This window comes from Streptomyces chisholmiae (assembly GCF_031845445.1).
Classification (GTDB): Bacteria; Actinomycetota; Actinomycetes; order Streptomycetales; family Streptomycetaceae; genus Streptomyces; species Streptomyces chisholmiae.
Genome location: NZ_JAVREO010000010.1, coordinates 197720 through 223047 on the forward strand (window position 1 = coordinate 197720; position 25328 = coordinate 223047).

At 74.1% G+C, this 25328-nt stretch carries 20 protein-coding genes; 13 read left to right on the forward strand and 7 right to left on the reverse strand.

All coding sequences use genetic code 11. The features are described 5' to 3' along the window. Positions 1 to 18: 18 nt before the first annotated feature. Complete coding sequence (gene glp, locus RM844_RS18385; RefSeq protein ID WP_311668341.1) at positions 19 to 1344, reverse strand: molybdotransferase-like divisome protein Glp; 1326 nt, start codon at positions 1342 to 1344, stop codon at positions 19 to 21. Then, a complete protein-coding gene (gene galU, locus RM844_RS18390; protein WP_311668342.1) occupies positions 1337 to 2248 on the reverse strand; it encodes a UTP--glucose-1-phosphate uridylyltransferase GalU in 912 nt (303 codons plus the stop codon). Before galU ends, glp begins: the two co-directional genes overlap by 8 nt. Before the next feature lie 248 nt (positions 2249 to 2496). Here galU and RM844_RS18395 point away from each other — a divergent pair, with 248 nt between their 5' ends. Continuing rightward, positions 2497 to 3108, forward strand: a complete 612-nt coding sequence (locus tag RM844_RS18395; RefSeq protein WP_311668343.1) for a 5-formyltetrahydrofolate cyclo-ligase — start codon at positions 2497 to 2499, stop codon at positions 3106 to 3108. A 51-nt stretch (positions 3109 to 3159) separates the two neighbouring features. Here the strand turns inward: RM844_RS18395 and RM844_RS18400 are convergent, their stop codons facing one another. Beyond that, entirely contained in the window at positions 3160 to 5970 is a 2811-nt protein-coding gene (locus tag RM844_RS18400) for a penicillin acylase family protein (protein WP_311668344.1), read from the reverse strand. A 180-nt stretch (positions 5971 to 6150) separates the two neighbouring features. Here RM844_RS18400 and RM844_RS18405 point away from each other — a divergent pair, with 180 nt between their 5' ends. The 4 genes from RM844_RS18405 (at position 6151) to mscL (ending at position 9352) form a co-directional block, all read left to right on the forward strand. Beyond that, positions 6151 to 6561, forward strand: a complete 411-nt coding sequence (locus tag RM844_RS18405) for an FmdB family zinc ribbon protein (RefSeq protein ID WP_311668345.1) — start codon at positions 6151 to 6153, stop codon at positions 6559 to 6561. Beyond that, entirely contained in the window at positions 6558 to 7409 is an 852-nt protein-coding gene (locus tag RM844_RS18410) for an S-methyl-5'-thioadenosine phosphorylase (RefSeq protein ID WP_311668346.1), read from the forward strand. Before RM844_RS18405 ends, RM844_RS18410 begins: the two co-directional genes overlap by 4 nt. 539 nt (positions 7410 to 7948) lie before the next feature. Then, entirely contained in the window at positions 7949 to 8656 is a 708-nt protein-coding gene (locus RM844_RS18415; RefSeq protein WP_311668347.1) for a hypothetical protein, read from the forward strand. A gap of 132 nt (positions 8657 to 8788) precedes the next feature. Further along, entirely contained in the window at positions 8789 to 9352 is a 564-nt protein-coding gene (mscL, locus tag RM844_RS18420) for a large conductance mechanosensitive channel protein MscL (protein WP_311668348.1), read from the forward strand. An 80-nt stretch (positions 9353 to 9432) separates the two neighbouring features. Here mscL and RM844_RS18425 read toward each other — a convergent pair whose 3' ends face one another. The 3 genes from RM844_RS18425 to RM844_RS18435 all read right to left on the reverse strand — a co-directional run bounded on the left by RM844_RS18425 (position 9433) and on the right by RM844_RS18435 (position 12795). Then, positions 9433 to 10098, reverse strand: a complete 666-nt coding sequence (locus RM844_RS18425) for an AMP-binding protein (RefSeq protein WP_311668349.1) — start codon at positions 10096 to 10098, stop codon at positions 9433 to 9435. Between the two features lie 351 nt (positions 10099 to 10449). Beyond that, positions 10450 to 11979, reverse strand: coding sequence for an MFS transporter (locus RM844_RS18430; protein WP_311668350.1), 1530 nt, complete (start codon positions 11977 to 11979; stop codon positions 10450 to 10452). A 165-nt stretch (positions 11980 to 12144) separates the two neighbouring features. After that, positions 12145 to 12795 carry a TetR/AcrR family transcriptional regulator gene (locus RM844_RS18435; protein ID WP_311668351.1) on the reverse strand — a complete coding sequence of 217 codons (651 nt, stop codon included), beginning with the start codon at positions 12793 to 12795 and terminating at the stop codon, positions 12145 to 12147. Between the two features lie 333 nt (positions 12796 to 13128). On the opposite strand from RM844_RS18435, the gene RM844_RS18440 reads away from it, so the two are divergent. Both RM844_RS18440 and secD read left to right on the forward strand, forming a co-directional pair. Continuing rightward, positions 13129 to 13527, forward strand: a complete 399-nt coding sequence (locus RM844_RS18440) for a hypothetical protein (protein ID WP_311668352.1) — start codon at positions 13129 to 13131, stop codon at positions 13525 to 13527. 65 nt (positions 13528 to 13592) lie between these two features. Next, positions 13593 to 15914, forward strand: a complete 2322-nt coding sequence (gene secD, locus RM844_RS18445) for a protein translocase subunit SecD (RefSeq protein ID WP_311668353.1) — start codon at positions 13593 to 13595, stop codon at positions 15912 to 15914. A gap of 216 nt (positions 15915 to 16130) precedes the next feature. Here the strand turns inward: secD and RM844_RS18450 are convergent, their stop codons facing one another. Next, a complete protein-coding gene (locus tag RM844_RS18450; RefSeq protein WP_311668354.1) occupies positions 16131 to 17141 on the reverse strand; it encodes a sigma-70 family RNA polymerase sigma factor in 1011 nt (336 codons plus the stop codon). A 500-nt stretch (positions 17142 to 17641) separates the two neighbouring features. Here RM844_RS18450 and RM844_RS18455 point away from each other — a divergent pair, with 500 nt between their 5' ends. The 6 genes from RM844_RS18455 to egtD all read left to right on the forward strand — a co-directional run bounded on the left by RM844_RS18455 (position 17642) and on the right by egtD (position 25317). Continuing rightward, positions 17642 to 19153 carry an FtsW/RodA/SpoVE family cell cycle protein gene (locus RM844_RS18455; RefSeq protein WP_311668355.1) on the forward strand — a complete coding sequence of 504 codons (1512 nt, stop codon included), beginning with the start codon at positions 17642 to 17644 and terminating at the stop codon, positions 19151 to 19153. Between the two features lie 83 nt (positions 19154 to 19236). Continuing rightward, positions 19237 to 20424 (forward strand): M20 metallopeptidase family protein, encoded by a 1188-nt coding sequence (locus RM844_RS18460; protein ID WP_311668356.1) that lies wholly within the window; start codon positions 19237 to 19239, stop codon positions 20422 to 20424. A gap of 87 nt (positions 20425 to 20511) precedes the next feature. Continuing rightward, complete coding sequence (egtA, locus tag RM844_RS18465; protein WP_311668357.1) at positions 20512 to 22098, forward strand: ergothioneine biosynthesis glutamate--cysteine ligase EgtA; 1587 nt, start codon at positions 20512 to 20514, stop codon at positions 22096 to 22098. Further along, on the forward strand, positions 22095 to 23522 hold the full coding sequence (gene egtB, locus RM844_RS18470; protein ID WP_311668358.1) for an ergothioneine biosynthesis protein EgtB: 1428 nt from the start codon (positions 22095 to 22097) through the stop codon (positions 23520 to 23522). Before egtA ends, egtB begins: the two co-directional genes overlap by 4 nt. Further along, on the forward strand, positions 23522 to 24316 hold the full coding sequence (egtC, locus tag RM844_RS18475) for an ergothioneine biosynthesis protein EgtC (RefSeq protein WP_311668359.1): 795 nt from the start codon (positions 23522 to 23524) through the stop codon (positions 24314 to 24316). The genes egtB and egtC overlap by 1 nt, the downstream gene beginning before the upstream one ends. Next, positions 24313 to 25317: an L-histidine N(alpha)-methyltransferase gene (gene egtD / locus RM844_RS18480; RefSeq protein WP_311668360.1), complete on the forward strand. Its 1005-nt coding sequence runs from the start codon at positions 24313 to 24315 to the stop codon at positions 25315 to 25317. The genes egtC and egtD overlap by 4 nt, the downstream gene beginning before the upstream one ends. Positions 25318 to 25328: the final 11 nt, after the last annotated feature.

A 25328-nucleotide genomic window follows, 5' to 3' on the forward strand; every position in this document is an offset into this window, starting at 1 on the left:
GATTACGGTACTCCTCCGTCACCCCAGCAGCACCACCGCGAACTCCCCGCCGGGGGACGCCTCGGTGACGGCCTCCGGGATCTCGATCAGCGCGTCGGCCCGGGCCAGGGCGGCCACCAGGTGCGAGTCGGCGGCGCCCACCGGCCGCACCGTGCCGAGCGCGGCGCCGTCGGCCGGCGGCGTGTACCGCCCCCGCAGGAACTGCCGGCGCCCCTCGGGGGAGCGCAGCGGCGCGTCGCCGACCAGCCGGGCGACGGTCCGCGGCCGGTGCAGCTCGGTGGCCGGACGGCCGGCCAGCGCCCGCAGCGCGGGCCGCACGAACAGCTCGAACGACACATAGGCGGAGACCGGGTTCCCCGGGAGCGCGAAGAGCGGGGCGCGGGCCCGGCCGAGCAGCCCGAAGCCCTGCGGCTTGCCCGGCTGCATGGCCAGCCGGCGGAACGCGACCGAGCCCACCTCCGGGTCCAGGTCCGTCAACGCGGCCTTGACCACGTCGTAGGCGCCGACGCTCACGCCGCCGCTGGTCACCACCAGGTCGGCGCCGGCCAGCTGGTCCTCAAGGGTGGCGCGCAGGGTGCCCGGATCGTCGGCCACGGCGGCGACCCGGTGGGCGACCGCCCCCGCCTGGCGGGCGGCGGCGGCCAGCAGGAAGCCGTTCGAGTCATGGATCTGGCCGGGGCCCAACGGGACGCCGGGCGCCACCAGTTCGCTGCCGGTGGAGAGCACGGCGACGCGCGGCCGCGGGCGCACCGGCACCGTGGCCCGGCCGAGGGCGGCCAGCAGGCCGAGCTGGGGCGGGCCCAGCACGGCGCCGGCGGTGAGCGCGACCGCGCCCAGCGCGGCGTCGCTGCCCCGGGCGCGCACGAACTGGCCGGGCGCCGCCGGCCGGTGCACCCGGACCTCGGGCCCGGCCGGCCCGGTCATGTCGACCGCCGGGCCGCCGCCCGCGCCGCCGTCCGTCCACTCCACGGGCACCACGGCCTCGGCGCCCGGCGGCAGCGGCGCGCCGGTCATGACGCGCGCCGCCGTGCCGGGCCGGACGGTCGGCAGGCTGCCGCTGCCGGCCGCCACGTCGCCGAGCACGGTGAGCACGGCCGGGTAGGCGGCCGAGGCGCCGTGCACGTCGGCCGCCCGCACCGCGTAGCCGTCCATGGAACTGTTGTCGAACGGGGGCAGCGCGCCGGGCACGGTGACGTCCTCGGTGAGCACGCAGCCCTGGGCGTCCAGCAGCGGCAGCTCGATGGGCTCCAGCGGGCGCACGACGGCGAGCACGTCGGCCAGGTGCGCGTCGACGGACCACAGGCCGTCGGGGCCGGGCCCGTTCGGCGGGCTTGGCTCAGTCAAGGTGCGGCAACTCCTCGGTCACGTAGGACCGCAGCCAGGACCGGAACTCCGGGCCGAGGTCCGGGCGTTCACAGGCCAGCCGGACGATGGAGCGCAGGTAGTCGGCGCGGTCCCCGGTGTCGTAGCGGCGCCCCTTGAAGGCCACGCCGTGCACCGGGCCGCCCAGGCTCGGGTCGGCGGCCATGGCCTGGAGCGCGTCGGTGATCTGGATCTCGCCGCCGCGGCCGGGGGCGGTCTCGGCCAGCACCCGGAAGACCACCGGGTCCAGGACGTAGCGCCCGATCACCGCGTAGGAGCTGGGGGCGTCGGCCGCGGCGGGCTTCTCCACCAGGCCGGTGACCCGCAGCACGCCGTCCGCGGTCGGCCGCACGGCGGCGCAGCCGTAGAGGTGGATCTGCTCGGGGGCGACCTCCATCAGCGCGATCACGCTGCCGCCGTGCCGCTCGCGGACCGCGATCATCTCGGTCAGCAGGGGGTCGCGCGGGTCAATCAGGTCGTCGCCGAGGAGGACGGCGAACGGCTGGTCACCGACGTGCGGTTCGGCGCAGAGCACGGCGTGGCCGAGGCCCTTGGGGTCGCCCTGCCGGACGTAGTGCATGGTGGCCAGGGCGGTGGACTGCTGGACCCGGGAGAGCCGCTCGTGGTCGCCCTTGCGGCGGAGCGCGTCCTCCAGCTCGTAGTTGCGGTCGAAATGGTCTTCCAACGGTCGTTTGTTACGACCGGTGACCATCAGGACGTCGGTCAGGCCGGCCGCGGTCGCCTCCTCGACCACGTACTGAATCGCCGGCTGGTCGACCACCGGCAGCATTTCCTTCGGGGTGGCCTTGGTCGCGGGCAGAAACCGAGTGCCGAGACCAGCGGCGGGAATGACAGCCTTACTGATCCGAGGGCGCGCTGAGGTCATGCCGGTCACTTTATCCACCTGGCCTGGGAGTTCCCGACACCTATGCCTGAGGCGTCGTGTTGTGAACGGATTTGGCTCGCGGGTTGCCTGCTGGTTACGTGCGGGTTATTGAATGGTGTGACGGAAGGGGTAGTTGTGAATCGAAAGCTTCGATGTGGTGAACGGGCGGCACCGGGCGCGGGCTGCCCCCGGCCGGCGGCGACCGACGCGGCGACGCCGGCGACCTGGGTGGCGACGGGGGCGGCCGGATGGTGCTGACGGAGCCGGCCCGAAGGAAGCGCGAGCTGCGCCGCGACCTGCTCGCGGTCCGGGCCGCGCTGGCCGCCGACGAGGTCGCGCAGGCCGCCGAGACGCTCGCCGAACGGGCCCTGGAACTCCCGGAGCTGGCCGCGGCCGGCACCGTCGCGGCCTATGTCTCGGTGGGGCGTGAACCGGGCACCGGGCCGCTGTTGCGCACGCTGCGCGAGCGGGGCGTGCGGGTGCTGCTGCCGGTGCTGTTGGCCGACAACGACCTGGACTGGGCGGAGTTCGACGGCCACGGCCGGCTGGTCGAGTCCGAACACGCCGGCCGCGTCCGGCTGCTGGAGCCGGCCGGCCGCCGGCTCGGCCGGTCCGCCGTGACCTGGGCGGACACCGTGCTGCTCCCGGGCCTCGCGGTGGACGGGGCCGGGCTGCGGATGGGGCGCGGCGGCGGCTCCTACGACCGCGCGCTGGCCCGGGTCGCCGAGTCGGCGGCCGCCCCGGCGCTGGTGGCCCTGGTCTACGGCCACGAGGTGGTCGAGCGGCTGCCCAGCGAGCCGCACGACCGGCCGGTGCACGCCGCGCTCACCCCGGAGGGCGTGCACCGGTTCGGCCGGTGACCGGGCGGCACACGCCCGATCACCGGCCGAAGGTCTGGCCCGAGGCCTCGCTCAGCCCTCGTCCCCGCCGCCGGCCGGCGTCAGGTTGAGGGTGTTGGCCGACCGTTCGCTGACCGCCTCCTGGCTGCTGGGCCAGGGCAGGTACTCGCCCCTGGCCCAGAGCTCGGTCTGGTCGGTGTAGTTGGCGTGGTAGGCGTGGCCGGACGCGCCGGTGAGGTTGACCCAGAGCGACTCGTCGAAGTTGTCCAGGCTGACGATCATCCGCATCGAGGGCACCCACGTCACGTCGTACCCGCCGGCCGCGTTCCAGCCGGTGGCGTCCACCGCGTCCGCGCCACCCGAGAGGTTCCACGGGCCGCGGTTGAGCAGCCACTGGACGGGCCCGGGGCCCTCGGTGCCGAGGGTCTGGTTGGTGAGCATCAGCTGGTGCAGGCGGCCCCAGCTCCAGGTGTCGATGTCCTTGCCCAGCTCGGCGGTCAGCTCCCAACGGGCGTCCCGCATGGCCCGGGCCAGCAGCTCGTCGCGGCCCTCGGCGCCGGCCGCCTGGGGGATGGCCGGCGTGCTCCACCACTCGCTGTCCGGGTCCTCCAGCAGGTTGCGCACCACCTCGAACCAGCGGTCGCCGCCGTCCGGCTGCGCCGTCTCCGGGCTGCGCTCGCCGCACTCCTCGACCAGCCGCTCGCCGCCGTCGATGTCCTCCATCGGCTCGGACTCGTCGGCCGGGGAGACCCACAGGCACTGGTCCTCGACGCGCAGCTCCTTGGGCAGCTTGTTGCCGAAGGCCAGCTGCAGCAGGTTGCGCCAGACCGCGTTGTAGTAGGCGGCGCCGGGGGAGTCCGAGTCCTGGCTGAAGTCCCAGCCCTCCAGCAGCTCCTGGGCCTCCCGGACGTAGGGGTCGGGGACGTCGATGTCGAGCAGGTACGGCACGAGGATCTCGGCCATCTCGTTGTGGTTGTCCAGCTGGATGTCCTGCATGTCCCCCATCGAGATCTTGCCGCCGTCCTCGATGGTGGTCTGGATCAGGTCCTCGATCCGCTGGCTCCTGGTGCCGTAACTCCAGTCCTCGGTCAGGTGGTACGGGTAGTCGTCCGGCCCGATCACCGACTGGTTGGCGGTGACGATGTAGCCGCGCTCGGGGTTGAACTCGTAGGGCAGCTCCTCCTGCGGGATGGTGTCGATCCAGTCGTAGGAGGAGTCCCAGCCGGGCGACGGGTAGCGGCCGTCGCCGGCGCCGCGGATCGGGATCTGGCCGGGGGCCTGGTAGCCGATGTTGCCCTCGACGTCGGCGTAGATCAGGTTCTGCGAGGGCACGGCGAAGTCCTGGGCGGCGGCGCGGAACTCGTCCCAGTTGCTCGCCGCGTTCAGCCCGAAGACGGCGTCCATGGTGTTGGACGGTTCGAGCGCCGTCCAGTTGAGCGAGACCGCGTAGCCGGTGCCCCGGTCGGGCGCCCCCGCGTCCACCGGCGCGCTGCCGCCGACGGCCTCCAACTCCTCGTGCCGGTCGGAGACGATGGGGCCGTTGACGGTGGAACGAACGGTGATCTCCCGAGTTTCCCCGCCGGCCACCCGAATTTCCTCGGTCCGCGTGTCGTAAGGAATCTGCTCACCGTCGCGCAGGAAATTACCGTTGTCGAGCTTTTCCAGTCGGAGATCGGACACGTCGGCGCCCAGGTTGGTCAGCCCCCAGGCGATGTCCTGGTTGTGGCCGATGATCACCCCCGGCATGCCGGAGAAGGTGAAGCCGGAGACGTCGAACGGGCACTCCTCGCTCACCTCGGAACAGTGCAGCCCCATCTGGTACCAGACACCGGGCAGCGAGGGCGCCAGGTGCGGGTCGTTGGCCAGCAGCGGCATCCCGGTCGTGGTGTAGTCGCCGTGCACCACCCAGGAGTTGGAGCCGATGCCGGCGCCGTTGGTGCCCAGCAGCGCCGGGATCTCGTCCAGGGTGTCGGAGAGCGAGCCCAGCTGGGTGGTGAAGCCGTCCGCCGCCTGGTCAACGCCGGCGGGCGGGGCGCCGGTGCCGTCCCCCAGGCCGTCGCCGGTGCCCGTGCCGTCCCCCAGCCCGTCTCCGGTGCCGGTGCCGTCTCCCAGCCCGTCTCCGGTGCCCGTGCCGTCCCCCAGACCGTCGTCGGCGGGATCGATGTCCGCGCCGTTCTCGGTCACGATCGGGCGGTTCCGGTCATAGGGGTAGTCCGGGTAAAGCTCTTCGATCTCTTCTGGAGTGAACCGCTCGGTCAGGAAAGCCCGATCGATCTCGTCCTCCATGTTGCCGCGCAGGTCCCAGGCCATCGCCTTGAGCCAGGCCACCGAGTCCACCGGCTCCCAGGCGTCGGGCTGATAGTCGCTGACGAAGTCCAGCGCGGCGTACTCGACCGAGATCTCCTCGCCACTGTGCTCGTCCAGATAGGCGTTCACGCCGTCCGCGTAGGCGACCAGGTACTCCTTGGTCTCCTCCGAGAGTTCGTTGTCGTACTCCTCCTGCGCGATCCGGTGCCAGCCGAGCGTCCGGAGAAAGGCATCGGTCTCGACCTGGCTCTCACCGAACATTTCCGAAAGCCGGCCAGCGGTCATATGGCGCCGCACGTCCATTTCCCAGAACCGGTCCTGGGCGTGCACGTACCCCTGGGCACGGAACAGGTCCTCGGCGGTCTCACCGTAGAGCTGCGGGATGCCGTTGGCGTCCCGCTCCACCGCCACGGGGGCGGTCAGCCCGTCGATCGCGAGCTCTCCCGATACCTGGGGGTAGGAGGCGCGTACGGTGGAGACGCTCCAGTAGGCGCCGTAGCCGACACCGGCCACGAGCAGCACGACGAGCGCGATCACGATCAGACGACCGCGTCGCCTTGGCTTCTTGGCGGGCATCTCTGTCCTTCACAGGGCAGCTGAGCGGGTGGAAGCAACCATAGACATACGGCCACTGGGGTGAGCCTACGGGGAGCGTGACGGGCGGGTCACAGGCGACTGCGGTGGACTTCCGACCCCGGAATGTTGCACGATGGGGCGTCGTTAGCACTCCACAGTGCAGAGTGCCAGGAGGAAGACGTGCCGACCTATCAGTACCAGTGCACCGCGTGCGACGAGGGCCTCGAGGTGGTCCAGAAGTTCACCGACGACGCGCTGACCGAGTGCCCCAGCTGCCAGGGGCGGCTGAAGAAGGTCTACTCGGCGGTGGGCATCGTCTTCAAGGGCTCTGGCTTCTACCGCAATGACAGCCGCAACGCCTCGTCGAGCAGCAGTGCCGCCAGCGGTGGCAAGAGCGCGGGGAAGCCCGGCTCCGCCGGCTCGTCCGACGCCTCCTCGTCGAGCGACTTGGGTTCGTCCGGCTCCGCTGGCTCGTCGGGCTCGTCCGGCTCCGGTGGCTCCGGCTCCTCGACGCCGGCGGCCTCCTCGGGCGGCGCCGGCCTCACCAGCCCGTCCGGGAAGAGCGCGGGTAAGGCGGCCTCCGCCGCATGAGTCCGGCCGCGGTCGGCGCGGAGCACCGCGCCGAGATCGGCGTGATCGGTGGCTCCGGCTTCTACTCGTTCCTCGACGATGTGGTCGAGGTCACCGTCGAGACCCCGTACGGCGCGCCGAGCGACTCGCTCTTCCTCGGCGAGGTCGCCGGGCGACGGGTCGCCTTCCTGCCCCGGCACGGCCGTGGGCACGAGCTGCCGCCCGCCCGGATCAACTACCGGGCCAACCTCTGGGCGCTGCGCTCGGTGGGGGTCAGGCAGGTGCTCGGCCCGTGCGCGGTCGGCGGGCTGCGCCCCGAGTACGGCCCCGGCACCCTGCTGGTGCCCGACCAGCTGGTCGACCGCACCAGGAGCCGGATCGGCACCTTCTACGACGGCGAGACCCGGCCGGACGGGCAACGCTCCCGGGTGGTGCACGTCTCGCTGGCCGACCCGTACTGCCCGGCCGGCCGCCGGGTGGCGATCGACGCCGCGCGCGGCCGGGACTGGGACGCCGTCGACGGCGGCACCATGTGCGTCATCGAGGGGCCCCGTTTCTCCACCCGCGCCGAGTCCCGCTGGCACGCGGCGCTCGGCTGGTCGGTGGTCGGCATGACCGGACACCCCGAGGCCGCCCTCGCTCGCGAGCTGGAGCTCTGCTACACCTCGCTGGCGCTGGTCACCGACCTGGACGCGGGGGCCGAGGCCGGCGAGGGGGTCTCGCACGCCGAGGTGCTTGAGGTGTTCGGGCGCAACGTCGGCCGGCTGCGGGACGTGCTCTTCGACGTGGTGGGCGGGCTGCCGGAACGGCGCGACTGCCCCTGCGGCACGGCCCTCGACGGTCAGGATCCGGGGATCAGTCTGCCGTAGGCGAGGGGGTGTGGGGGGCGCCGGTGGTGCTGTCGCCCTCCTTCACCCGACGTCCGCCGCGCTGACGCCCGGTCCGCCTACGCGCGCCTGCCTGCGCGCCTGGTCTCCTCCACGCGTGGGGCGCTTCACGCGTGGGGCGTTTCACGCGTGGGGCGCTTGACGCGTGCCGCGGTATGTCCGCGCTGCTTCCCACGCCCGCCACGTGTGCGTCGGCGCTGTTTCTCACGGCGGCTTTTTTGTGCGCGTCGGCGCCGTTTCCGGCGCCGGCTCCGCGTCTCACGTCCCGTTGTTTCCACGCCGGCTTCAGTTGCTGGTGGCGCTGTCTTGATGTCCGTCGGGGTCCGCCTCGTCGCACGGGCTGTTCGCCCAACCGCCTTGCCGGTGACGGCCGTTCGGCGGTCGGGTCGGTGCGCGGGAGGCGGGTGACGCCACCCCGGCGGCCGCCCTGGTGTCCCTCGTTCGGGTGATCGGGTTTTCCACAGGCCCGGGGTTGTCCACAGGGCTCAGCGCGGTTCGCGTGGGGCGGGCAGGGTGGCGCCATGAGCCACTTCACATCCTCGGAAACACCTCGGATCTCCCCGGCCGGGCGGTCGCTCCGGCGGGCCGGCCGGCCCGCCGCGCCTGGCCGCTCGGCGGCCCGCGCGCCGGCGGCGCCCGGCCCTCGTGGGCCGGCGGGCGCGGCGGGTGGCGGGCCGCTGGGGGTGCCGTCCTTCGCGCCGATCCGGCCGCGTGCCGGCCGCCGGTCGCGCTGGCGGCCCGGGCGCCGGGGGCGGCTGCTGGCCGGCGCCGCTGCGGTGGGCGTCGCGGCCCTGTCGCTGCTCTGGGCGCCTGGCGCCGAGCCCCCCGAGCCCGAGGCGGAAGCCCTGGTCAGCGATGGCGCGGGCGGTGGCGCCTCGGCGCCGGACGGCACGGCCGGGCCGCCGGCTGAGGCGGCCGAGGAGCGGACGGTCGCGCTGCCGCTGCGCATCGCCGACCCGGCGTCGGTCCGGCTCCTGGAGCCGGGAGACCGGGTCGATGTCTACGCCGCGGGGGCGGTCGGCGAGCCGGCCCCCTCGGGCGCTGGAGCGGCGCGGCTGGTGGCCAGTGGGGTGCGGGTGGCCGAGGTGCCGGAGCCGGGACGTGCGGCGGGTTCCGCCGGTGGGGTCGAGGGGCTCGGTGGGCAGCTGGTGGTCTCCGTCGACGCCGCGACGGCGGCCGAGCTGACGGGCGCGGCGGCGGGTTTCCGGCTGGCGGTGGCCCGGTGGTGAGGGTTGTGTTCCGCCGGATTCTGGATTGGACAGCCTCCCGGTGCCTGGGGCACGGTGGCCGGCACGATTCGAGGAGACCGCACGGGCCGCTCAACGCACGACGGCCGCGCGGTGCGGGAGAGAGGCACGACGGTGAACCAGGAAGAACGGACCGGCAGTCGAGTGCTGACGGGGGCGCGGAATGTGCTGGATGGCTTCCGCGGCTTCCTGATGCGGGGGAACGTGGTGGAGCTGGCGGTCGCCGTCGTCATCGGCGCCGCGTTCACCAACATCGTGAACGCGGTGGTCGACGGGGTCATCAGCCCGCTCGTCGGCGCCTTCGGCACCCAGAACCTGGACGCCTACCAGCTCTGCCTGCGTGGGGCCTGCGCCCAGGGCGACGGCGTCACGATCAGCTGGGGTGCGGTGCTCAGCGCCTCGCTGACCTTCCTGATCACCGCCGCGGTGGTCTACTTCCTGATGATCCTGCCCATGACCCGCTATCTGGAGCGGCGCAAGGCGAAGGAGCCGGCGGAGGCGGCGGCTCTGACGGATGTGGAGCTGCTGGCGCAGATCCGCGACGAGTTGGTCGCCCTGCGGGCGGCGAGCACGGGCTCGCCGGGCCTGGTCGCGGCCCAGCGGTCGGCGCCGGGCGAGGGCGGCGGCCCTGCCCCGGCGGGTTCCGGGGACGGCTCGGACTTGGCCGACGAGGAGTAGCCCTCCGGCCCTCCCCACGCCGCGCGGCCCCTGCCCCGAGACCTCTGGTGGCGGGGGCTTCCCGCGGGCGGTGGAGCGGCTCAGATGTGGTGCGGGGGGCGCTCGTCGAGCAGCCGCACCAGATTTCCCTCGGTGGCGTCCTCCGCCGGGCTGTCGCCCCAGCCGCGGTCGCTGTCGTCCCCGGAGCGGCCGGACAGCGGGTCGTCGAAGACGAGCCGGTCGACGGCCCGGCCGGGTTCCGGACGGTGCTGGTCGGTCATGTGGCCAGGATAAGGCCGTGGTGGCGAGGATCCGGGCCCCAGCTCCTCGTGCCACCAGCGGTCACGGCCCGGGTGCCAGGGCACGGGGCGGGCCAGCTGGCGGACGACCAGGACGGTCCGGACCGCGGGGCAGGCGGTGAGGGTGCGGTCCATGGCCGCTTTGGTGGGGTGCACCTGCCCGTCGGCCTCGCAGGAGTCGGCGCAGATCACCACCCGGGCCCCGCTGTCGTTGAGGCGGGTGCGGACGAAGTCCCGTTGGTCGTCGATCGGCAGCGTGAGTCGCTGGGCGCCGACCGTCAGACAGGCGAGCGTGATCACCACCGACTCCAGACACATGGGCAGTTGCACGGCGACCGGATCCCGGGCCGTCACCCCGAGGCGGCGCAGCGCGGCGCTGGCCTGGTCGGCCAGGCGCAGCAGTTGGATGTTGGTGAGAACGTCCGCCGGTCCGAACCAGCGTCCGTTGCCCTGTTGGTCTCCGGACATGGGACCAGCCTGGCCGCTGGCGGTAGACATTCGATAAATGTCCCATCGACGCCTCCCTGCGCGCGGCGAGGCTCTCCGCCGTGGCGAAGCGCCGGCCGCCGCGCTGGCCGACGCTGGGTGACGAAGGCGGACCGAGCGTGCGGGGCGAGGGCGGATGGCCTGGCGGCTCCGAAGCGTCGGCGCGCGTTCGGAGCCACCGGCTCTTCCACGGTGCCGCTCGCCGCGCCGGATCGGCAACCGGAGCCGGGACACGGCCGGGCCCCCACGGCCGGTGGGCCGTGGGGGCCGCGCATCCGGGGGCGTCGGGGTCCGGTGACGGGGCCGGCCCCCGAGCCGGAGGTGGCGCTGGCGTCAGTGCGCCAGCACCGGGATCGGCGCTTCCGCCTCCCCGTCGGCGGAGGCGCCCGGGCTGACGCTCCTTCCGGCGTTGATCAGCACGAAGGCGAGCAGCGCGCCCAGGGCCACGATGCCGAAGCCCCACCAGATCGCGGTGCTGTAGCCGTGCACCTCGGACTCCATGGCGAGCCGCAGCTGGGCGGCCTCGTCCGAGGCGCCGCCGATCCGGGAGGCGAGGTAGCTGCTGCTGGCGCTGGCCGCGATGGTGTTCAGCAGCGCGGTGCCGATGGCGCCACCGATCTGCTGCGCGGTGTTCACCATGGCCGAGGCCACCCCGGCGTCGGTGGCGCGGACCCCGGAGGTCGCCAGGCTCATCCCGGCCATGAAGGAGGTGCCCATGCCGAGCCCCAGCAGCACCTGGGCCGGCAGGATCACCGTCGCGTAGGAGGAGTCGATCTCCAGCTGGGTCAGCCAGAGCATGCCCAGCGCGGCGACCAGCAGGCCCGGGCCCATCAGGAACCTGGGCGGCACCTTCGAGGTCAGCCGGGGGGCGATCTGGGTGGAGCCGATCACCATGCCGAACACCATCGGCAGGAAGGCGAGGCCGGTCTCCACCGGGGTGTAGCCCCTGATCACCTGGAGGTACAGCGTCAGGAACAGGAAGAGGCCGAACATCGCGATCACCGAGAACGCGAAGGCCAGATACGTGCCGCCCCGGTTGCGGTCGGTGACCACACGGAGCGGGAGCAGCGGAGAGGAGACCCGCGACTCGACTATCACGAAGGCGACCAGCAGCACGGCGGAGGCCACGAAGCTCGCGACGGTCCACGTCTCGGTCCAGTCCTCGTGCTCGGCGCGGCTGAAGCCGTAGACGAGCGCGACCAGGCCGAGCGTGGCCAGGAGCACGCCGGGGACGTCCAGCGTGGAGCGGTTCCTGGCCTCCGCGGGCTCGCGGATCACCAGGACCGCGCCGATGACGGCGACCACGGCGAAGGGCACGTTCACGTAGAACGTCCAGCGCCAGTCCAGGTACTCGGTGAGGACGCCACCGAGCAGCAGGCCGACGGCGGCGCCGGCGCCGGCGATCGCGCCGAAGACGCCGAACGCCTTGGCCCGTTCCTTGGCGTCGGTGAACATCACGGTCAGCAGCGACAGGGCGGCCGGGGCCAGCAGGGCGCCGAAGACGCCCTGGAGCGCCCGCGCGCCGAACATCATCAGCTCGTTCTGGGCCGCGCCGCCGAGGGCGGAGGCCAGCGCGAAGCCGATCAGGCCCAGCACGAAGGTGCGCTGCCGTCCCCAGAGGTCGGAGATCCGGCCGCCGAAGAGCAGCAGACCGCCGAAGGCCAGGGCGTAGGCGGTGATCACCCACTGGCGGTTGCCCGCCGAGATGCCCAGGTCCTCCTGGGCGGTGGGCAGGGCGATGTTCACGATCGTGCCGTCGAGCACGACCATCAACTGGGCCAGGGCGATGAAGAAGAGGGCTTGCCAGCGCCTCGGGTCGGCGCCGGTCGGCGTCTCCCGCACGGTGGCGTTCACGGATGACATGGGTGGGTTACCTCATAGCGAAGAGGGCGAAGCCGGAGGGACGGTGGGCGAACGCGGGATCGACTGGCGAGCCCGCGGCGTACTGCCCGGTGCCGTGGACGTCCGGTAGGAGAGACTTGGCGGTGCCGCCGAACTCAGCGCTGAGTGCGGGTCACCAGGGGTGGATCAGCGGGGCTCTTCCTTGAGATCCGCCAAGTGCGTTTTGGAGCCGGGCAGTTGGCTGCGCGGCGGGGTGCGGAGACCGTCCAGGAAGATCTGCAGGTGGCGGCGGGCCAGCACGGTGTCGTCGCCGCAGGTGGTGCCAGGGACGGAGGTGGTGAGTCGGCTGACGGCGACCAGCAGGTCGCCGGTGCCGACGTCCGGGCGGAGCTGTCCGGAGGCGTGGGCTCGCCCGAGCAGCTCCTCGGTGACCGCAAGCGCCCGGTCCCGGCTGGCGAGCAGCGCGGGATCGGCGTGGTCGATGCCGAAGCCGAGCAGTCGGCAGAGGCCCCCGACGCGTTCCTCGGCCGAGTCGAGAACGAGCCGGCTCAGCGCCTCGAACGGATCATGCTCGGCCTCCAGAGCCTGTTGGGCCCGCTCCGTGATCCGGTCGTTGACGTGGATCAGCACCTGGAGCAGCAGCGACCGCCGGTTGGGGAAGTGCCGGTAGAGAGTGGCATTCCCGACCCCGGCCCGTCGAGCGATTTCGTCCAGTGCGACCTCGGGCCCGTACTCGACGATCGCCTCCCGGGCCGCGAGGACGATGCGCTGCCGGTTGCGCGCCGCGTCGGCGCGCAACGGCGGGCACATGGCGCCCTTGACGGTGGTGGTCTCCACGAGGCTCCTCCAGCACGCGGCACCGGATGGTGCGGCTTTCAACAAACCGGGGAGACAATCCCCGGTTGCCCGGACGGAGATCTCAACGGAGAGGGAGTCCCCGGTTATTTCGGGTGGGGAGAGTGATCGCGGTCACATCGTTCGGTGGGATGGCGGCGCGGGGATGATCAGCGGCGAGTCCGTGGGCCGACGCCGGCCTGCCCCGCTGCGCCAACCGGGCCCGAGGAGTCGGCCGGGGCTGGCCCGGTACGCTGACCGCGCCGGTCTGATCGCCCCCTGAGCCGCCGGCCACTCGTCTGAGCGTTGCCGCCCGGAAGCCGTGAGGAGGCCGCCATGCCCCCGTGGCCCGTCGCGGCCCCCGGCCGTCCCGAGAGCACGGCCCGGGCCCGCAGGCGCGCCGCGCTGACGCTTCTGCTGCTGGCCGTGGTCTGCCTGCTGCTTGGGCCGCCGGCCGCCGCCGGCACATCCCCGGCCGGCGCGCTCGCGGTGGCGAACGCCGTCGACCGCGCCGAGGACACCCGGGACACCGCCCGGCCCGACGCGATCAAGCCGCCCCGCCCCCAGTCGGCGACCGTCGCCGACCCGCACGCCCAGCCGCTCGTCACGGCCGCCTCCGCGGCGCTGCCGGCGGAGTTCCTGGCGGCCGCGGAGCCCCGGCGGGCCGCGCCCGCCGTCGCCCACCCCCCGTACAGCGCGCCGCTCACCGGCCGCGCCCCGCCCGCAGGCGCCTGACCCCGACCCCTGTCCACACGCGGCGTCCGCCAGCGTGCGCCGCGGCATGCCTGCTGGAGCCCTCCTTGACCCGTGCCACCCGGGTGCGCTGCGCCCTCTCACTGACCGTGCTCGTCCTGTCCGCCTGTGTCGCCCTTCTCGTCCCCCCGCGTCTCGGTCTCGACCTGCGCGGCGGCACCCAGATCGTCCTGCGGACGCAGGACACCGACACCGTCGAGGCGGACGCGGCGGCCACCGACCGAACCCTCGCGGTACTCCGCCACCGCGTCGACGCGCTCGGCGTGACCGAACCCACCCTCACCCGGTCCGGCGAGAACCGGATCATCGTCGAACTGCCCGGCGTGCGGGACCCGGAGGAGGCCCGTGACGTGCTGGGCCGCACCGCCCAGATCACCTTCCACCCCGTCCTGGGCACGGCCGAGGCTTCGGAGGGGACTTCGGAGGGGACGCAGCGAGACCAGGCCGGGGCGGGGGAGCTGGTGCTCCCCGATGAGAGTGGCCAGCCCCTGCGACTCGGTCCGGCGGAGTCGACCGGCGCCGACGTGGCCGGCGCCGAGGCCCGGCTGGACACCCGACAGGGCCTGGGCTGGTCCGTCACCGTCGACTTCACCGGCGCCGGCGAGGCGGCCTGGGGCGACCTGACCGGCCGGGCCGCCTGCGCCGCCCCCGGCGACCCGGCCCGCCGGGTGGCGATCGTGCTGGACGACGAGGTGATCTCCGCCCCCCAGATGGACCCCTCCGTGTCCTGCGGCGTCGGAATCACCGGCGGCAGCACCCAGATCACCGGCGAGTTCACCGCCGCCGACGCCCGCGAACTGGAGCTGCTGATCAGCGGCGGCGCCCTGCCCGTGCCGGTGGAGCCCCTCGAACACCGCACGATCGGCCCGACCCTGGGTGCCCAGGCCATCGACGCCAGCGCCCGGGCCGCACTGATCGGCGCCGCACTCACCGCCGTGTTCATCGTCGTGGTGTACCGGCTGCTCGGTGTGCTCGCGACCCTCGCCCTGGCCTGCTACGCCCTGATCTCCTACGCGGCGCTGGTGGCCCTGGGCGCCACCCTGACCCTGCCCGGCCTCGCCGGGTTCGCGCTGGCCATCGGCATGGCGGTGGACGCCAACGTGCTGGTCTTCGAACGCGCCCGCGAGGAGTACGCCGCCCGGCACCGGACCACCGTGAGGGCCGCCCTGGCCACCGGCTTCCGCAGGGCCCTCGGCGCCATCGCCGACACCAACATCACCACGCTGATCGCCGCCGCCCTGCTGTTCTTCCTCGCCTCGGGGCCGGTGCGCGGCTTCGGCGTGACGCTGGGGCTGGGGGTGCTCGCCTCCATGTTCAGCGCCCTGGTCATCACCCGGACCCTCGTCGGCCTCACCATCGACCGCCGGGGCTCCCGGCTGCGGCCCGGCCGGTCCGGCGTCGCCACCCGCGGCCGGGTCCGCTCCTGGCTGGACCGCCGCGAACCACGGCTGATGCGGCACCGCCGCTGGTGGCTGCTGCTCTCCGGGGTGGCCGTGGTGCTGGCCGCCGTCGGCATCGGCGTCCGGGGGCTGGACCTGGGCGTCGAGTTCACCGGCGGGCGGATGATCGAGTACACCACGGAGCGGCCGGTCGACGCCGAGGAGGCCAGGGCGGCGCTGGACGGGGCGGGGCTGCCCCGGGCGGTCGTGCACGCCAGCGCGGACGGCGATCTCACGGTGCGCACCGGCCAGCTGTCCGACGCGGAGGCGGCCGGGGTCGGCGAGGTCGTCAGTGACCTGGGCGGCGAGACGGAGATCGTCCGGGACGAGATGGTCGGCCCCAGCCTGGGCGAGGAGATCCGCACCGCCGCGCTGGTCGCCCTCGGGGTGGCCCTGACGGCGCAACTCGGCTACCTGGCCGTGCGGTTCCGCTGGACCTACGCCACCGCCGCCGTCCTCACCCTGGCCCAGGACGCCCTTCTCCTCGTCGGTGCCTTCGCCTGGTTGGGCCGCCCGATCGACGGGATCTTCCTGGCCGCCCTGCTCACCGTCATCGGCTACTCGGTCAACGACTCGGTCGTCGTCTTCGACCGGCTGCGCGAGCTGCGGGCGTCCGGCCGGGGCGGGTCGTTCGCCGCGCACGCGAACGCCGCCGTCCTGCAGACCATCCCGCGCACGGTCAACACCGGGATGGGCGCGCTCTTCATCCTGACGGCGCTGGCCCTGCTGGGCGGCGGGTCGCTCACCGACTTCGCCCTCGCGCTGCTCATCGGCATCCTGGTCGGGACGGCCTCCACGGTCTTCACCGCGACCCCGCTGGCCGTCGCGCTCGACGCGGCCGCCGAGGCCCGGACCGCCCGGACCGCCCGGCCGAGCCGGTCGGCCGCCGCGGGCCGGCGGGCCGGCGGACGCCGTTCACGCGACGGCTGACGAGCGGCCGGCCGTGGCCCGGGGCGGGGCTCTCCGTCGGCGGGAGGGCACGATCCCGGGCCACCGGAGCGGCGGGAACGGGCGGCTTGGGCATCGCGGCCCCGGCCGCGTCGGCCGGTGGCCCGTCCGGCGCGGCGGCCACCGACGCCGGCGCGTTCGCCAGCCACCCGGCTGCGGGCCCGGCGCCACGGCCGGGCCGTCGGGCCGGTGGTCTGCTCAGGCCGCCGCGTCGAAGCCGGAGTCGTTCGCCATCCGCTTCAGCTCCAGCAGCGCGCGCTTCTCGATCTGCCGGATGCGCTCCCGGGTGAGGCCGTGCTGCTTGCCCACCTCCGTGAGGGTGCGCTCGCGGCCGTCCTCGATGCCGTAGCGGGCCTTGATGATGGCGGCGGTGCGCTGGTCGAGCCGGCCGATCAGGTCCTCAAGACCCTCACGCCGCATCATCACCAGCACCGACTGCTCGGGCGAGGCCGCCGAAGTGTCCTCCAGCAGATCGCCGAACTGGGTCTCGCCCTCGTCGTCCACCGACATGTTCAGACTGACCGGGTCGCGCGCCCAGTCCAGCACGTCCTGCACCCGCTCCGGCGTCGAGCCCAGCTCGCCGGCCACCTCGGCCGGCTCCGGCTCACGGCCGTGCTCCCGGTTGAACTCGCGCTGCACCCGACGGATGCGGCCCAGCTCCTCCACCAGGTGCACGGGCAGCCGGATGGTGCGCGACTGGTCCGCGATGGACCGGGTGATCGCCTGCCTGATCCACCAGGTGGCGTAGGTCGAGAACTTGAAGCCCTTGGTGTAGTCGAACTTCTCCACCGCCCTGACCAGGCCGGCGTTGCCCTCCTGGATCAGGTCGAGCAGGGGCAGCCCGGCGCGTGGATAGCGCCGCGCGACGGCCACCACCAGCCGCAGGTTGGATCGGATGAAGCTGTCCTTGGCGCGCTCACCCTCGGAGACCAGCGCCTCCAGCTCCGCCCGGGAGGCGGAGGCCGAGGCGGCTCCCCCGACGGGCTCCTCCAGCCCGTCGAGCAGGCGGCGGGCGTACAGCCCCGCCTCGATGGCGAGCGACAGCTCTACTTCCTTGGCCGCGTCGAGCAGCGGGGTGCGAGCTATCTCGTCGAGATACATACCGACCAGATCGCGCTCCGTGGCATCGCTGCTCGCGCTGGACCGGACACTGCCCGCCGCGACACTGTCATGGGTGTCCTGACGCCGGGCGACGGCACGGGTTGCCATACGTGCTCCCTTGCGATTGCTCAAGAGTGATCGAGGTGATCACACGAGGTCCTCCTCGGACCGGACCGGGATGCCCCCTTGCCTCCCAGGCCCGTAACGATCTAACGACGGGAATCCGGACAGAATTCCCAAGCAGCGCATCTTTTTCTCGGCGATGGAGTACCCTGCCCGGCCACACCCAGCTACCGCGCCGGCATACCACCGCGGTGCGAGTCACCCCCTCCCCACTCTGAAGACGAACGGAACCGGGTGATAGTTGCGTCAGTCGCGTTCGGGTACCCACGGCCCCCGGCGACATGCGCCACGGCGCCGACCGTGGGACACCCGTTCCCCCACCCCGCCCGGCCGGCCCGCCTCACCCGTTCGGACGCCCGACCGCCGGGTGACGTCCCCGGCGTCGCTGGGTAGGTTGCGAACCGGCCTTCACCTCCGCCCGGAGGCGGCGGCCGGCGGGCCGCCGAGCCCGTCGCCGCGGGGGTGGCACGACACATGGGGTGGGGATGGACGGCTACGACGACGGCCCGGCGCGGGCCCGCCGCCGACGACGGGGCGGCCCGACGACCCCGCCCTGGGTGCGGGCCTGGGTCGCCCGGCGCCGCAACACCGAACTGCTCCTGGTGCTCTTCGCGACCGCGATCGTCACCGCCGGGCACGCCGTCGTCGGGCTGACCCTCTACGGCCGGCTGCCGACCGGGCTACCCGCGCACGCCCTCGGCCTGGGCACGCTGGCGGTGGCCGCGCACCTGGTGGTGCGCGGCTTCGCCCGGCACGCCGACCCCCTGATCCTGCCCATCACGGTGCTGCTCACCGGCCTCGGCCTGGTGCTGGTCGACCGGCTGGACCAGGCCTACGCCGCGCACTTCCCCGCCACCGACGGCCAGTCCCTGCCGGTCGCCCCCGACCAGGTCAGGTGGACGGTGATCGGGGTGCTGCTGCTGATCGCCACGCTGCTGGTGCTCCGCCACCACCGCATCCTCCAGCGCTACACCTACCTCGGCATGGCCGTCGCGATGCTGCTGCTGATGGCCCCGGCGTTCTTCGGCGAGGACATCTACGGCGCCAAGCGGTGGATCGTGGTCGGCTCGCTCTCCGTGCAGCCGGGCGAGTTCGTCAAGGTCATGATCGTGGTCTTCTTCGCCAGCTACCTGATGGCCAACCGGGACGCGCTGGCCCTGGTGGGCCGCCGGGTGCTGGGGGTGGCGCTGCCCCGCGGGCGGAACGTCGGCCCCATCCTGCTGGTCTGGGCGGTCAGCCTGGTGGTGCTCTTCTACGAGCGGGACCTGGGCACCTCGTTGATCTTCTTCGGGGTCTTCGTCGCGATGCTCTACATAGCCACCGGCCGGATCGGCTGGCTGGTCTTCGGCGCGCTGCTGGCCGTGCTGGGCACGGTGACCGTGGCCGCCACCCAGGAGCACGTCCAGGGGCGGGTGCGGGCCTGGCTGGACCCGATGGCCGCGTTCCTGCCACCGGACCAGCAGCCGCCGGGGATGGTCTCCGACCAGGCGGCCCAGGCCCTGTTCAGCTTCGGCGCCGGGGAACTCACCGGCACCGGGCTCGGGCAGGGCCACTCCTATCTGGTGCGCTTCGCCGGCCGCAGCGACTTCATCCTGACCACGGTCGGCGAGGAGCTGGGGCTGCTCGGCGTCACCCTGGTGCTCCTGCTCTACGCCCTGCTGGTGGAGCGCGGGATCCGGGCCGGGCTGACCACGCCCGACCCGTTCGGGAAGCTGCTGGCCGCCGGGCTCTCCACGGTGCTCGCGCTCCAGGTCTTCGTGATCGTGGGCGGCGTCACCGGGCTGATCCCGCTCACCGGCAAGGCGCTGCCGTTCCTCGCCCAGGGCGGCTCGTCCACGGTGGCGAACTGGCTGCTGGTCGCGCTGCTGATCCGGGTGAGCGACCGGGCCGGCCGGGCGATGACGGAGCCGGCCGGGAACGCGACGATCATCACCCAGGCGGTCGCCGACGGACCGTCGCCGCGCGGCCACCGCCAGGACCGGCCCGACCCGCTCTGAGCCGCCGCCCGGCGGCCCCGGCGCCCGCCCGGCGGCCCCGCTGCCGGCGTGCCAAGGCCGGCCGGAATGGGCAGGAATCCACGATGAACCTTCTCGACGACGCCAGGGCGATGCACGACGAACTCGTGCGGCTCCGCCGGCGGTTGCACACCGTTCCCGAGGTCGGCCTGCACCTCCCGAGGACCCAGGAGGCGGTGCTCGGCGCCCTGGCCGGGCTGCCCATCGACATCACCACCGGCAGCGGCCTGACCTCGGTCGTCGGGGTGCTGCGCGGCGCCCGGCCGGGGCCGACCGTGCTGCTGCGCGGCGACATGGACGCGCTGCCGGTCGCCGAACGCACCGGGTTGCCGTTCGCCGCGGCCGCCGACCGGATGCACGCCTGCGGCCACGACCTGCACACCGCCATGCTGGCCGGCGCCGCCCAGCTGCTGGCCGCCCACCGGGACCGGCTGGCCGGCGACGTCCTGCTGATGTTCCAACCGGGCGAGGAGGGCTACGACGGCGCCGGCCACATGCTGACCGAGGGCGTGCTGGACGCCACGGGCCAGCGCCCGGTCGCCGCCTACGCCCTCCACGTCCTCTCCCACACCTGGCGGGCCGGCGTCTTCACCGCCAGGGGCGGCCCGGCGATGGCCGCCTCCAGCGTGCTCGACGTCACCGTGCGGGGTGCCGGGGGGCACGGATCGACGCCGTTCCTCGCCAAGGACCCGATCCCGGCGGCCTGCGAGATGGTCACCGCGCTCCAGACCTGGGTGAGTCGTTCCTTCGACGTCTTCGACCCGGTGGTGCTGACGGTCGGCAGCTTCCACAGCGGCACCGCGGCCAACATCATCCCGGACGACGCGCGCTTCGCCGCGACGGTGCGGAGCTTCTCCCGCGAGGCCAGGGCCCGGTTGCGGGAGGGCCTGGTGGCGGTCTGCGAGGGGGTGGCCGCCGCGCACGGACTGACGGTGGACGCGAAGTTCACCGAGACGTACCCGGTCACGGTCAACGACGTGGCCGAGGCCGGCTTCGCCGCCGACACCGTGCGTGAGGCGTTCGGCGAGGAGTGGTTCGCGCCCATGGAGAACCCGCTGACCGGGGCGGAGGACTTCTCCCGGGTCATCGAGGAGGTGCCCGGCGCGATGATCTTCCTGGGCGCCACTCCCGAGGGCCTCGCCCCGGAGACCGCGCCCACCAACCACTCGCCGCTGGCCGCGTTCGACGAGTCGGTGCTCGCCAGGGGCGCGGCGCTCTACGCGGAGCTGGCCGTGCGCCGACTGGCCGTATAGCGCCCGGCGGGTCCTTCCCGGCCGTCCTACCGTGATTCCACTGGACCCGACAAAAGGGTGCGGATCGGAGCAAGGAGGGCGGCCGGGATGGCCTCGGAAGCGGCTCAGCCCGCGCGTGCGCCGGCGCGCGACGACCTCCACCCGCCCGCCGACCACCCCCGGGCCGGCCAGGACGGCCAGGACGACTGGGACGGCCGGGGTGGCTGGGACGGCCGACCGCGTCCGCTGAGCGAGCACGCGGCCATCGAGCACATCGCCAGCGGCTGCCTCATCCCCGGCCGACCGGTCCGCACCGGCGTCGAACTGGAGTGGCTGGTCCGCCGGCCCGACGACCCGGGCGCCGCGGTGCCGGCGGCCGCCGGCTGGGCCGCGCTGGCCGGCCTGCGCGCCGCCGAACGGCTGCCCGGTGGCGGCCGGCTGACCCAGGAACCCGGCGGCCAGGTCGAGATCAGCAGCGCCCCCGCCACATCCCTGGCCGGCTGTGTCGCCGCCACCAGGGCCGATCTGGACCGCGTCCGCGCCGCGCTGGCCGACGCCGGCCTGGCGGCCGTCGGCCTCGGCCTCGACCCGTACCGGGCCACACCGCCGCTGCTGGACCACCCCCGCTACCGGGCGATGGACCACTACCTGCAACGGCAGGGGCCGGTCGGCCGGCTGGTGATGCGCGGCACCGCCGCCGTGCAGATCAGCCTCGACGCCGGCGACGAGACGGCCGGCCCCGGGGGCTTCCGTGCCCGCTGGGCGCTGGCCCACCGGCTCGGCCCGGTGCTCACCGCCGCCTTCGCCAACTCACCGCTCTGGCTGGGCCGGCCCACCGGCTGGCGCTCCACCCGACAGGCCCTGTGGGCCAGGGTCGACCCCGGCCGCACCCGGCCGCCGTCCCCCGAGGAGGCGGACCGGGCCGATCCCCGCGCGCTCTGGGCCCGCTATGCCCTGGACGCCTCGCTGATCTGCCTGCGGCGGACCGCCCCCGCCGCCTGGACCGTGCCGCCGAACCGTTCCTTCCGCTCCTGGTTGCGCGGTCCCACCGTCGCCCCCCACGCCCCGGGAATCGCCGATCTCGACTACCACCTGAGCACCCTCTTCCCGCCCGTCCGCCCCCGCGGCTGGCTGGAGTTGCGGATGATCGACGCCCAGCCGGGCGACGGCTGGGTGGTGCCGCTGGCGGTCGCCGCCGCCCTGTTGGACGACCCGCGGGCAGCCCAGGCGGCCTGGCGGGCCACCGAGCCGTTGACCGGCGGCCGCGAGCTGCCCGCCCTGCGCCGCTGGCTGGGCGCGGCCCGGCACGGCCCGGCCGACCCGGTGCTCGGCCCGGTCGTCCTGGACTGTTTCGCGATCGCCGAGGCGGCGCTGGCCCGGCTCCCGGACGCCGGTGAACTGCGGGCAGCCGTCGCCGAGTTCACCGACCGGTATCCGGCGCGCCGGCGCTGCCCGGCGGACGACCAGCTGGACGCCCTGCACGCACCCGCCGCACGCCCCACGCGTGCGCCGCGCGCCTCCGCGCCCCAGGCCCACGACCACCGGCGCGCCCGGCGCACGACGCACCACCCCGACCCTGCCACCGCGCCCGACCCTGCCACCGCGCCCGACTCGCCCACCGCACCCGCGTCCCCCGACCCGCGGGGGCGAAGGGCCCGCCCCGGCCGGCCCGCCGCCCAGGAGACACCCGAATGACCGAGACCCCCGTCGCACCCAACGCCACCCCGGCCGCAGCCACCACTCCCGCGTCCACCGCCGAAGCCGCCTCAACTTCCGCAGCCACCCCCGCCGTCGCGGCCGCCGGTCCGCCGATCGCCCGGGAGTCGCTGGCCGCCGCCCTGGCCACCGCCCGGCTCCGCACCCAGGCCCTCACCGACTGCCTGCCGGCGAGCGAACTCACCGCGCAGCACTCCCCGTTGATGTCCCCCCTCGTCTGGGACCTGGCGCACGTCGCCAACCAGGAGGAGATCTGGCTGCTCCGGCACGCCGGCGCACGCCCGCCGCTCCGCCCCGACCTCGACTCCTCCTACGACGCCTTCCGCCACCCGCGTGCCGAGCGTGCCGCGCTGCCGCTGCTCTCGCCCGCCGAGGCCCGCGACTACGCAGCCGAGGTCCGGGCGCTGGCCCTGGATGTGCTCGCCGAGGCCCCCGCCGCGCGGGCGTTCCTCTTCGCGATGATCGCCCAGCACGAGCAGCAGCACGCCGAGACCATGCTGGCCACCCACCAACTGCGGCGCGGCCGCCCCGCCCTGCACGCCCCGGCGCCGCCCCGACCGCCGGGCCCGCCGGCGCCGCCGGCACTGCCGGCCGAGGTGCTGGTCCCCGGCGGGCCGTTCACCATGGGCGTCGATCCGGCCGACGACCCCTGGGCGCTGGACAACGAACGCCCCGCCCACCAGGTCGACATCCCCGCGTTCTGGCTGGACACCACCCCGGTCAGCAACGCCGCCTACCAGGAGTTCATCGCCGCGGGCGGGTACCACGAGCCGCGCTGGTGGCACCCCGACGGCTGGTCGCACCGCCGGCAGGCCCGCCTCACCGCGCCCGCCTACTGGTACCGCGATGTCGACGGCCGCTGGCTGCGGCACCGCTTCGGCCGCGTCGAACCCGTCCCGCCCGACGAGCCGGTGCTCCACGTCAGCTGGTACGAGGCGGACGCCTACGCCCGCTGGGCCGGCCGGCGGCTGCCCACCGAGGCCGAGTGGGAGAAGGCCGCCCGGCACGACCCGGCCACCGGGCGCGCTCGGCGCCACCCGTGGGGCGACCAGCCGGCCACGCCCCGCCACGCCAACCTCGGCCAGCGCCACCTGCGGCCCGCCCCCGTCGGCGGCTACCCGGACGGCGCCGCGCCCTGCGGGGCCCGGCAACTCCTGGGCGACGTCTGGGAGTGGACGGCCAGCGAGTTCACCGGCTACCCCGGGTTCGCCGCCCACCCCTACCGCGAGTACAGCGAGGTGTTCCTGGACGCCGGCTACCGGGTGCTGCGCGGCGGCTCGTTCGGCACCGACCCGGTCGCCTGCCGGGGCACCTTCCGGAACTGGGACCTGCCGGTCCGCCGGCAGATCTTCGCCGGCTTCCGCACCTGCCGGGACGCCGACCCGGCGACGGGCGTCCGCTGATGTGCCGCCACCTCGCCTATCTGGGCCCCGCCAGGCCCCTCGCCGAGCTGCTCACCACCCCGCCACACAGCCTCTACGAACAGTCCTGGGCCCCCCGGCACCAGGTGGGCGGCACGATCAACGCCGACGGTTTCGGCATCGGCTGGTACCCGCCGGGCGACGACGCCGGGCCGGTCCGCTACCGGCGGTCGGTCCCGATCTGGGCCGACCCCAACCTGCCCGGCCTGACCGGCCTGCTGCACAGCGGCGCGGTGCTGGCCGCTGTCCGCTGCGCCACCCCCGGCACCAGCCACGACGAGGCCGCCAGTGCCCCCTTCGCGCTGGGGCGTTGGCTGTTCAGCCTGAACGGGCGGATCGACCGTTGGGAACACCTGCCGGCCGACCTGGACGAACCGCTCACCCCGGCCGAACTCCTCGGCCTGGCGGCGCGCAGCGACTCCGCCCTGGTCTGGCTGCTGCTGGCCCGCCGGCTGGTGGCCGGCGAGCCGGCGGGTGTCGCGGTCGCCGACGTGGTCTGCCGCGTCCTCGCCGTCCGCCCGTCCGCCCGCCTCAACCTGCTGCTCAGCGACGGGCGGACCGTCACCGCCACCCGGCACGGCGACAGCCTCTGGTACCGCGCCGTCGACGGGCAGTTGACCGTCGCCTCGGAACCGGTCCCGGACCAGCCGGGCTGGCACGAGGTCCCCGACCACGCCCTGGTCCGGGCCAGCCGCACCGCCGCGGCCGTCACCGACCTGCCCCCGGTGCCGGACCGGGCCACCGCCCCCGCCTCCACCGCGAGAGGAACGCCATGACCACCAGCCTGACCGTGCGCGACACCCTGCCCGACGACCACTTCGCCCGGCAGCTGCACGAGGACGTCCGAACCGGCCTGACCGCCGACCCCAAGACCCTGCCGCCCAAGTGGTTCTACGACGCGCGGGGCAGCGAGTTGTTCACCCGGATCACCCGGCTCCCCGAGTACTACCCGACCCGCGCCGAGCGACAGATCCTGCGCGCCCACGCCCCGGACATAGCCGCCCAGACCAGGGCCCGCACCCTGGTCGAACTGGGCTCGGGCTCCTCCGAGAAGACCCGGACCCTGCTGGACGCGCTGATCGCCGGCGGCACGCTGCGGCACTACGCGCCGGTGGACGTCTCCCGGGCGGCGGTCACCGACGCGGCCGAGTCCCTGATGGCCGACTACCCGAGCCTCGAAGTGACCGCCACAGTCGCCGACTTCGACACCGAGCTGCCCTTCCCCGACGCGCCGGGGCCCCGTCTGGTCGCCTTCCTCGGCTCCACCATCGGCAACTTCGACCCGGCCCAGCGGACCGCCTTCCTCGGCCGGCTCGCCGCCGCCCTCACCCCGGCCGACGCGGTGCTGATCGGCGCTGACCTGGTCAAGTCGCCCGCCACCCTGGTCCGCGCCTACGACGACGCCCAGGGAGTGACCGCCGAGTTCAACAAGAACCTGCTGCGGGTCCTCAACCGGGAGCTGGGCGCCGACTTCGACCCGGGCGCGTTCGACCACCAGGCCGTGTGGAACGAGAGCGCCGAACGCGTCGAGATGTACCTCAGGGCACGGTACGGGCACACCATCACGCTGCCGGCACTGGACCTCAAGGTGACCTTCGCGCTGGGTGAGACGCTGCGCACCGAGCTGTCCACCAAGTTCCGCCGCCCCCGCCTGGGCACCGAGCTGAGCCGCTCGGGCCTCAACCCGACCCACTGGTGGACCGACCCGCAGAACCGCTTCACCCTCGTCCTCGCCCGCCCCACGGAACCGAGTGCCCGGCCGAAGCGGCTAGACTGACGGGGCATGTC

What these genes read in the sequence shown, in the direction of transcription:
- RM844_RS18410 (WP_311668346.1), top strand. Translation starts at nt 6,558, where the DNA reads ATGAGTCCGGCCGCGGTCGGCGCGGAGCACCGCGCCGAGATCGGCGTG.
- galU (WP_311668342.1), bottom strand. Translation starts at nt 2,248, where the DNA reads ATGACCTCAGCGCGCCCTCGGATCAGTAAGGCTGTCATTCCCGCCGCT.
- RM844_RS18425 (WP_311668349.1), bottom strand. Translation starts at nt 10,098, where the DNA reads ATGTCCGGAGACCAACAGGGCAACGGACGCTGGTTCGGACCGGCGGAC.
- egtC (WP_311668359.1), top strand. Translation starts at nt 23,522, where the DNA reads ATGTGCCGCCACCTCGCCTATCTGGGCCCCGCCAGGCCCCTCGCCGAG.
- RM844_RS18450 (WP_311668354.1), bottom strand. Translation starts at nt 17,141, where the DNA reads ATGGCAACCCGTGCCGTCGCCCGGCGTCAGGACACCCATGACAGTGTC.
- RM844_RS18415 (WP_311668347.1), top strand. Translation starts at nt 7,949, where the DNA reads ATGAGCCACTTCACATCCTCGGAAACACCTCGGATCTCCCCGGCCGGG.
- RM844_RS18460 (WP_311668356.1), top strand. Translation starts at nt 19,237, where the DNA reads ATGAACCTTCTCGACGACGCCAGGGCGATGCACGACGAACTCGTGCGG.
- RM844_RS18400 (WP_311668344.1), bottom strand. Translation starts at nt 5,970, where the DNA reads ATGCCCGCCAAGAAGCCAAGGCGACGCGGTCGTCTGATCGTGATCGCG.
- RM844_RS18455 (WP_311668355.1), top strand. Translation starts at nt 17,642, where the DNA reads ATGGACGGCTACGACGACGGCCCGGCGCGGGCCCGCCGCCGACGACGG.
- egtB (WP_311668358.1), top strand. Translation starts at nt 22,095, where the DNA reads ATGACCGAGACCCCCGTCGCACCCAACGCCACCCCGGCCGCAGCCACC.
- egtD (WP_311668360.1), top strand. Translation starts at nt 24,313, where the DNA reads ATGACCACCAGCCTGACCGTGCGCGACACCCTGCCCGACGACCACTTC.
- RM844_RS18395 (WP_311668343.1), top strand. Translation starts at nt 2,497, where the DNA reads ATGGTGCTGACGGAGCCGGCCCGAAGGAAGCGCGAGCTGCGCCGCGAC.
- RM844_RS18440 (WP_311668352.1), top strand. Translation starts at nt 13,129, where the DNA reads ATGCCCCCGTGGCCCGTCGCGGCCCCCGGCCGTCCCGAGAGCACGGCC.
- egtA (WP_311668357.1), top strand. Translation starts at nt 20,512, where the DNA reads ATGGCCTCGGAAGCGGCTCAGCCCGCGCGTGCGCCGGCGCGCGACGAC.
- RM844_RS18430 (WP_311668350.1), bottom strand. Translation starts at nt 11,979, where the DNA reads ATGTCATCCGTGAACGCCACCGTGCGGGAGACGCCGACCGGCGCCGAC.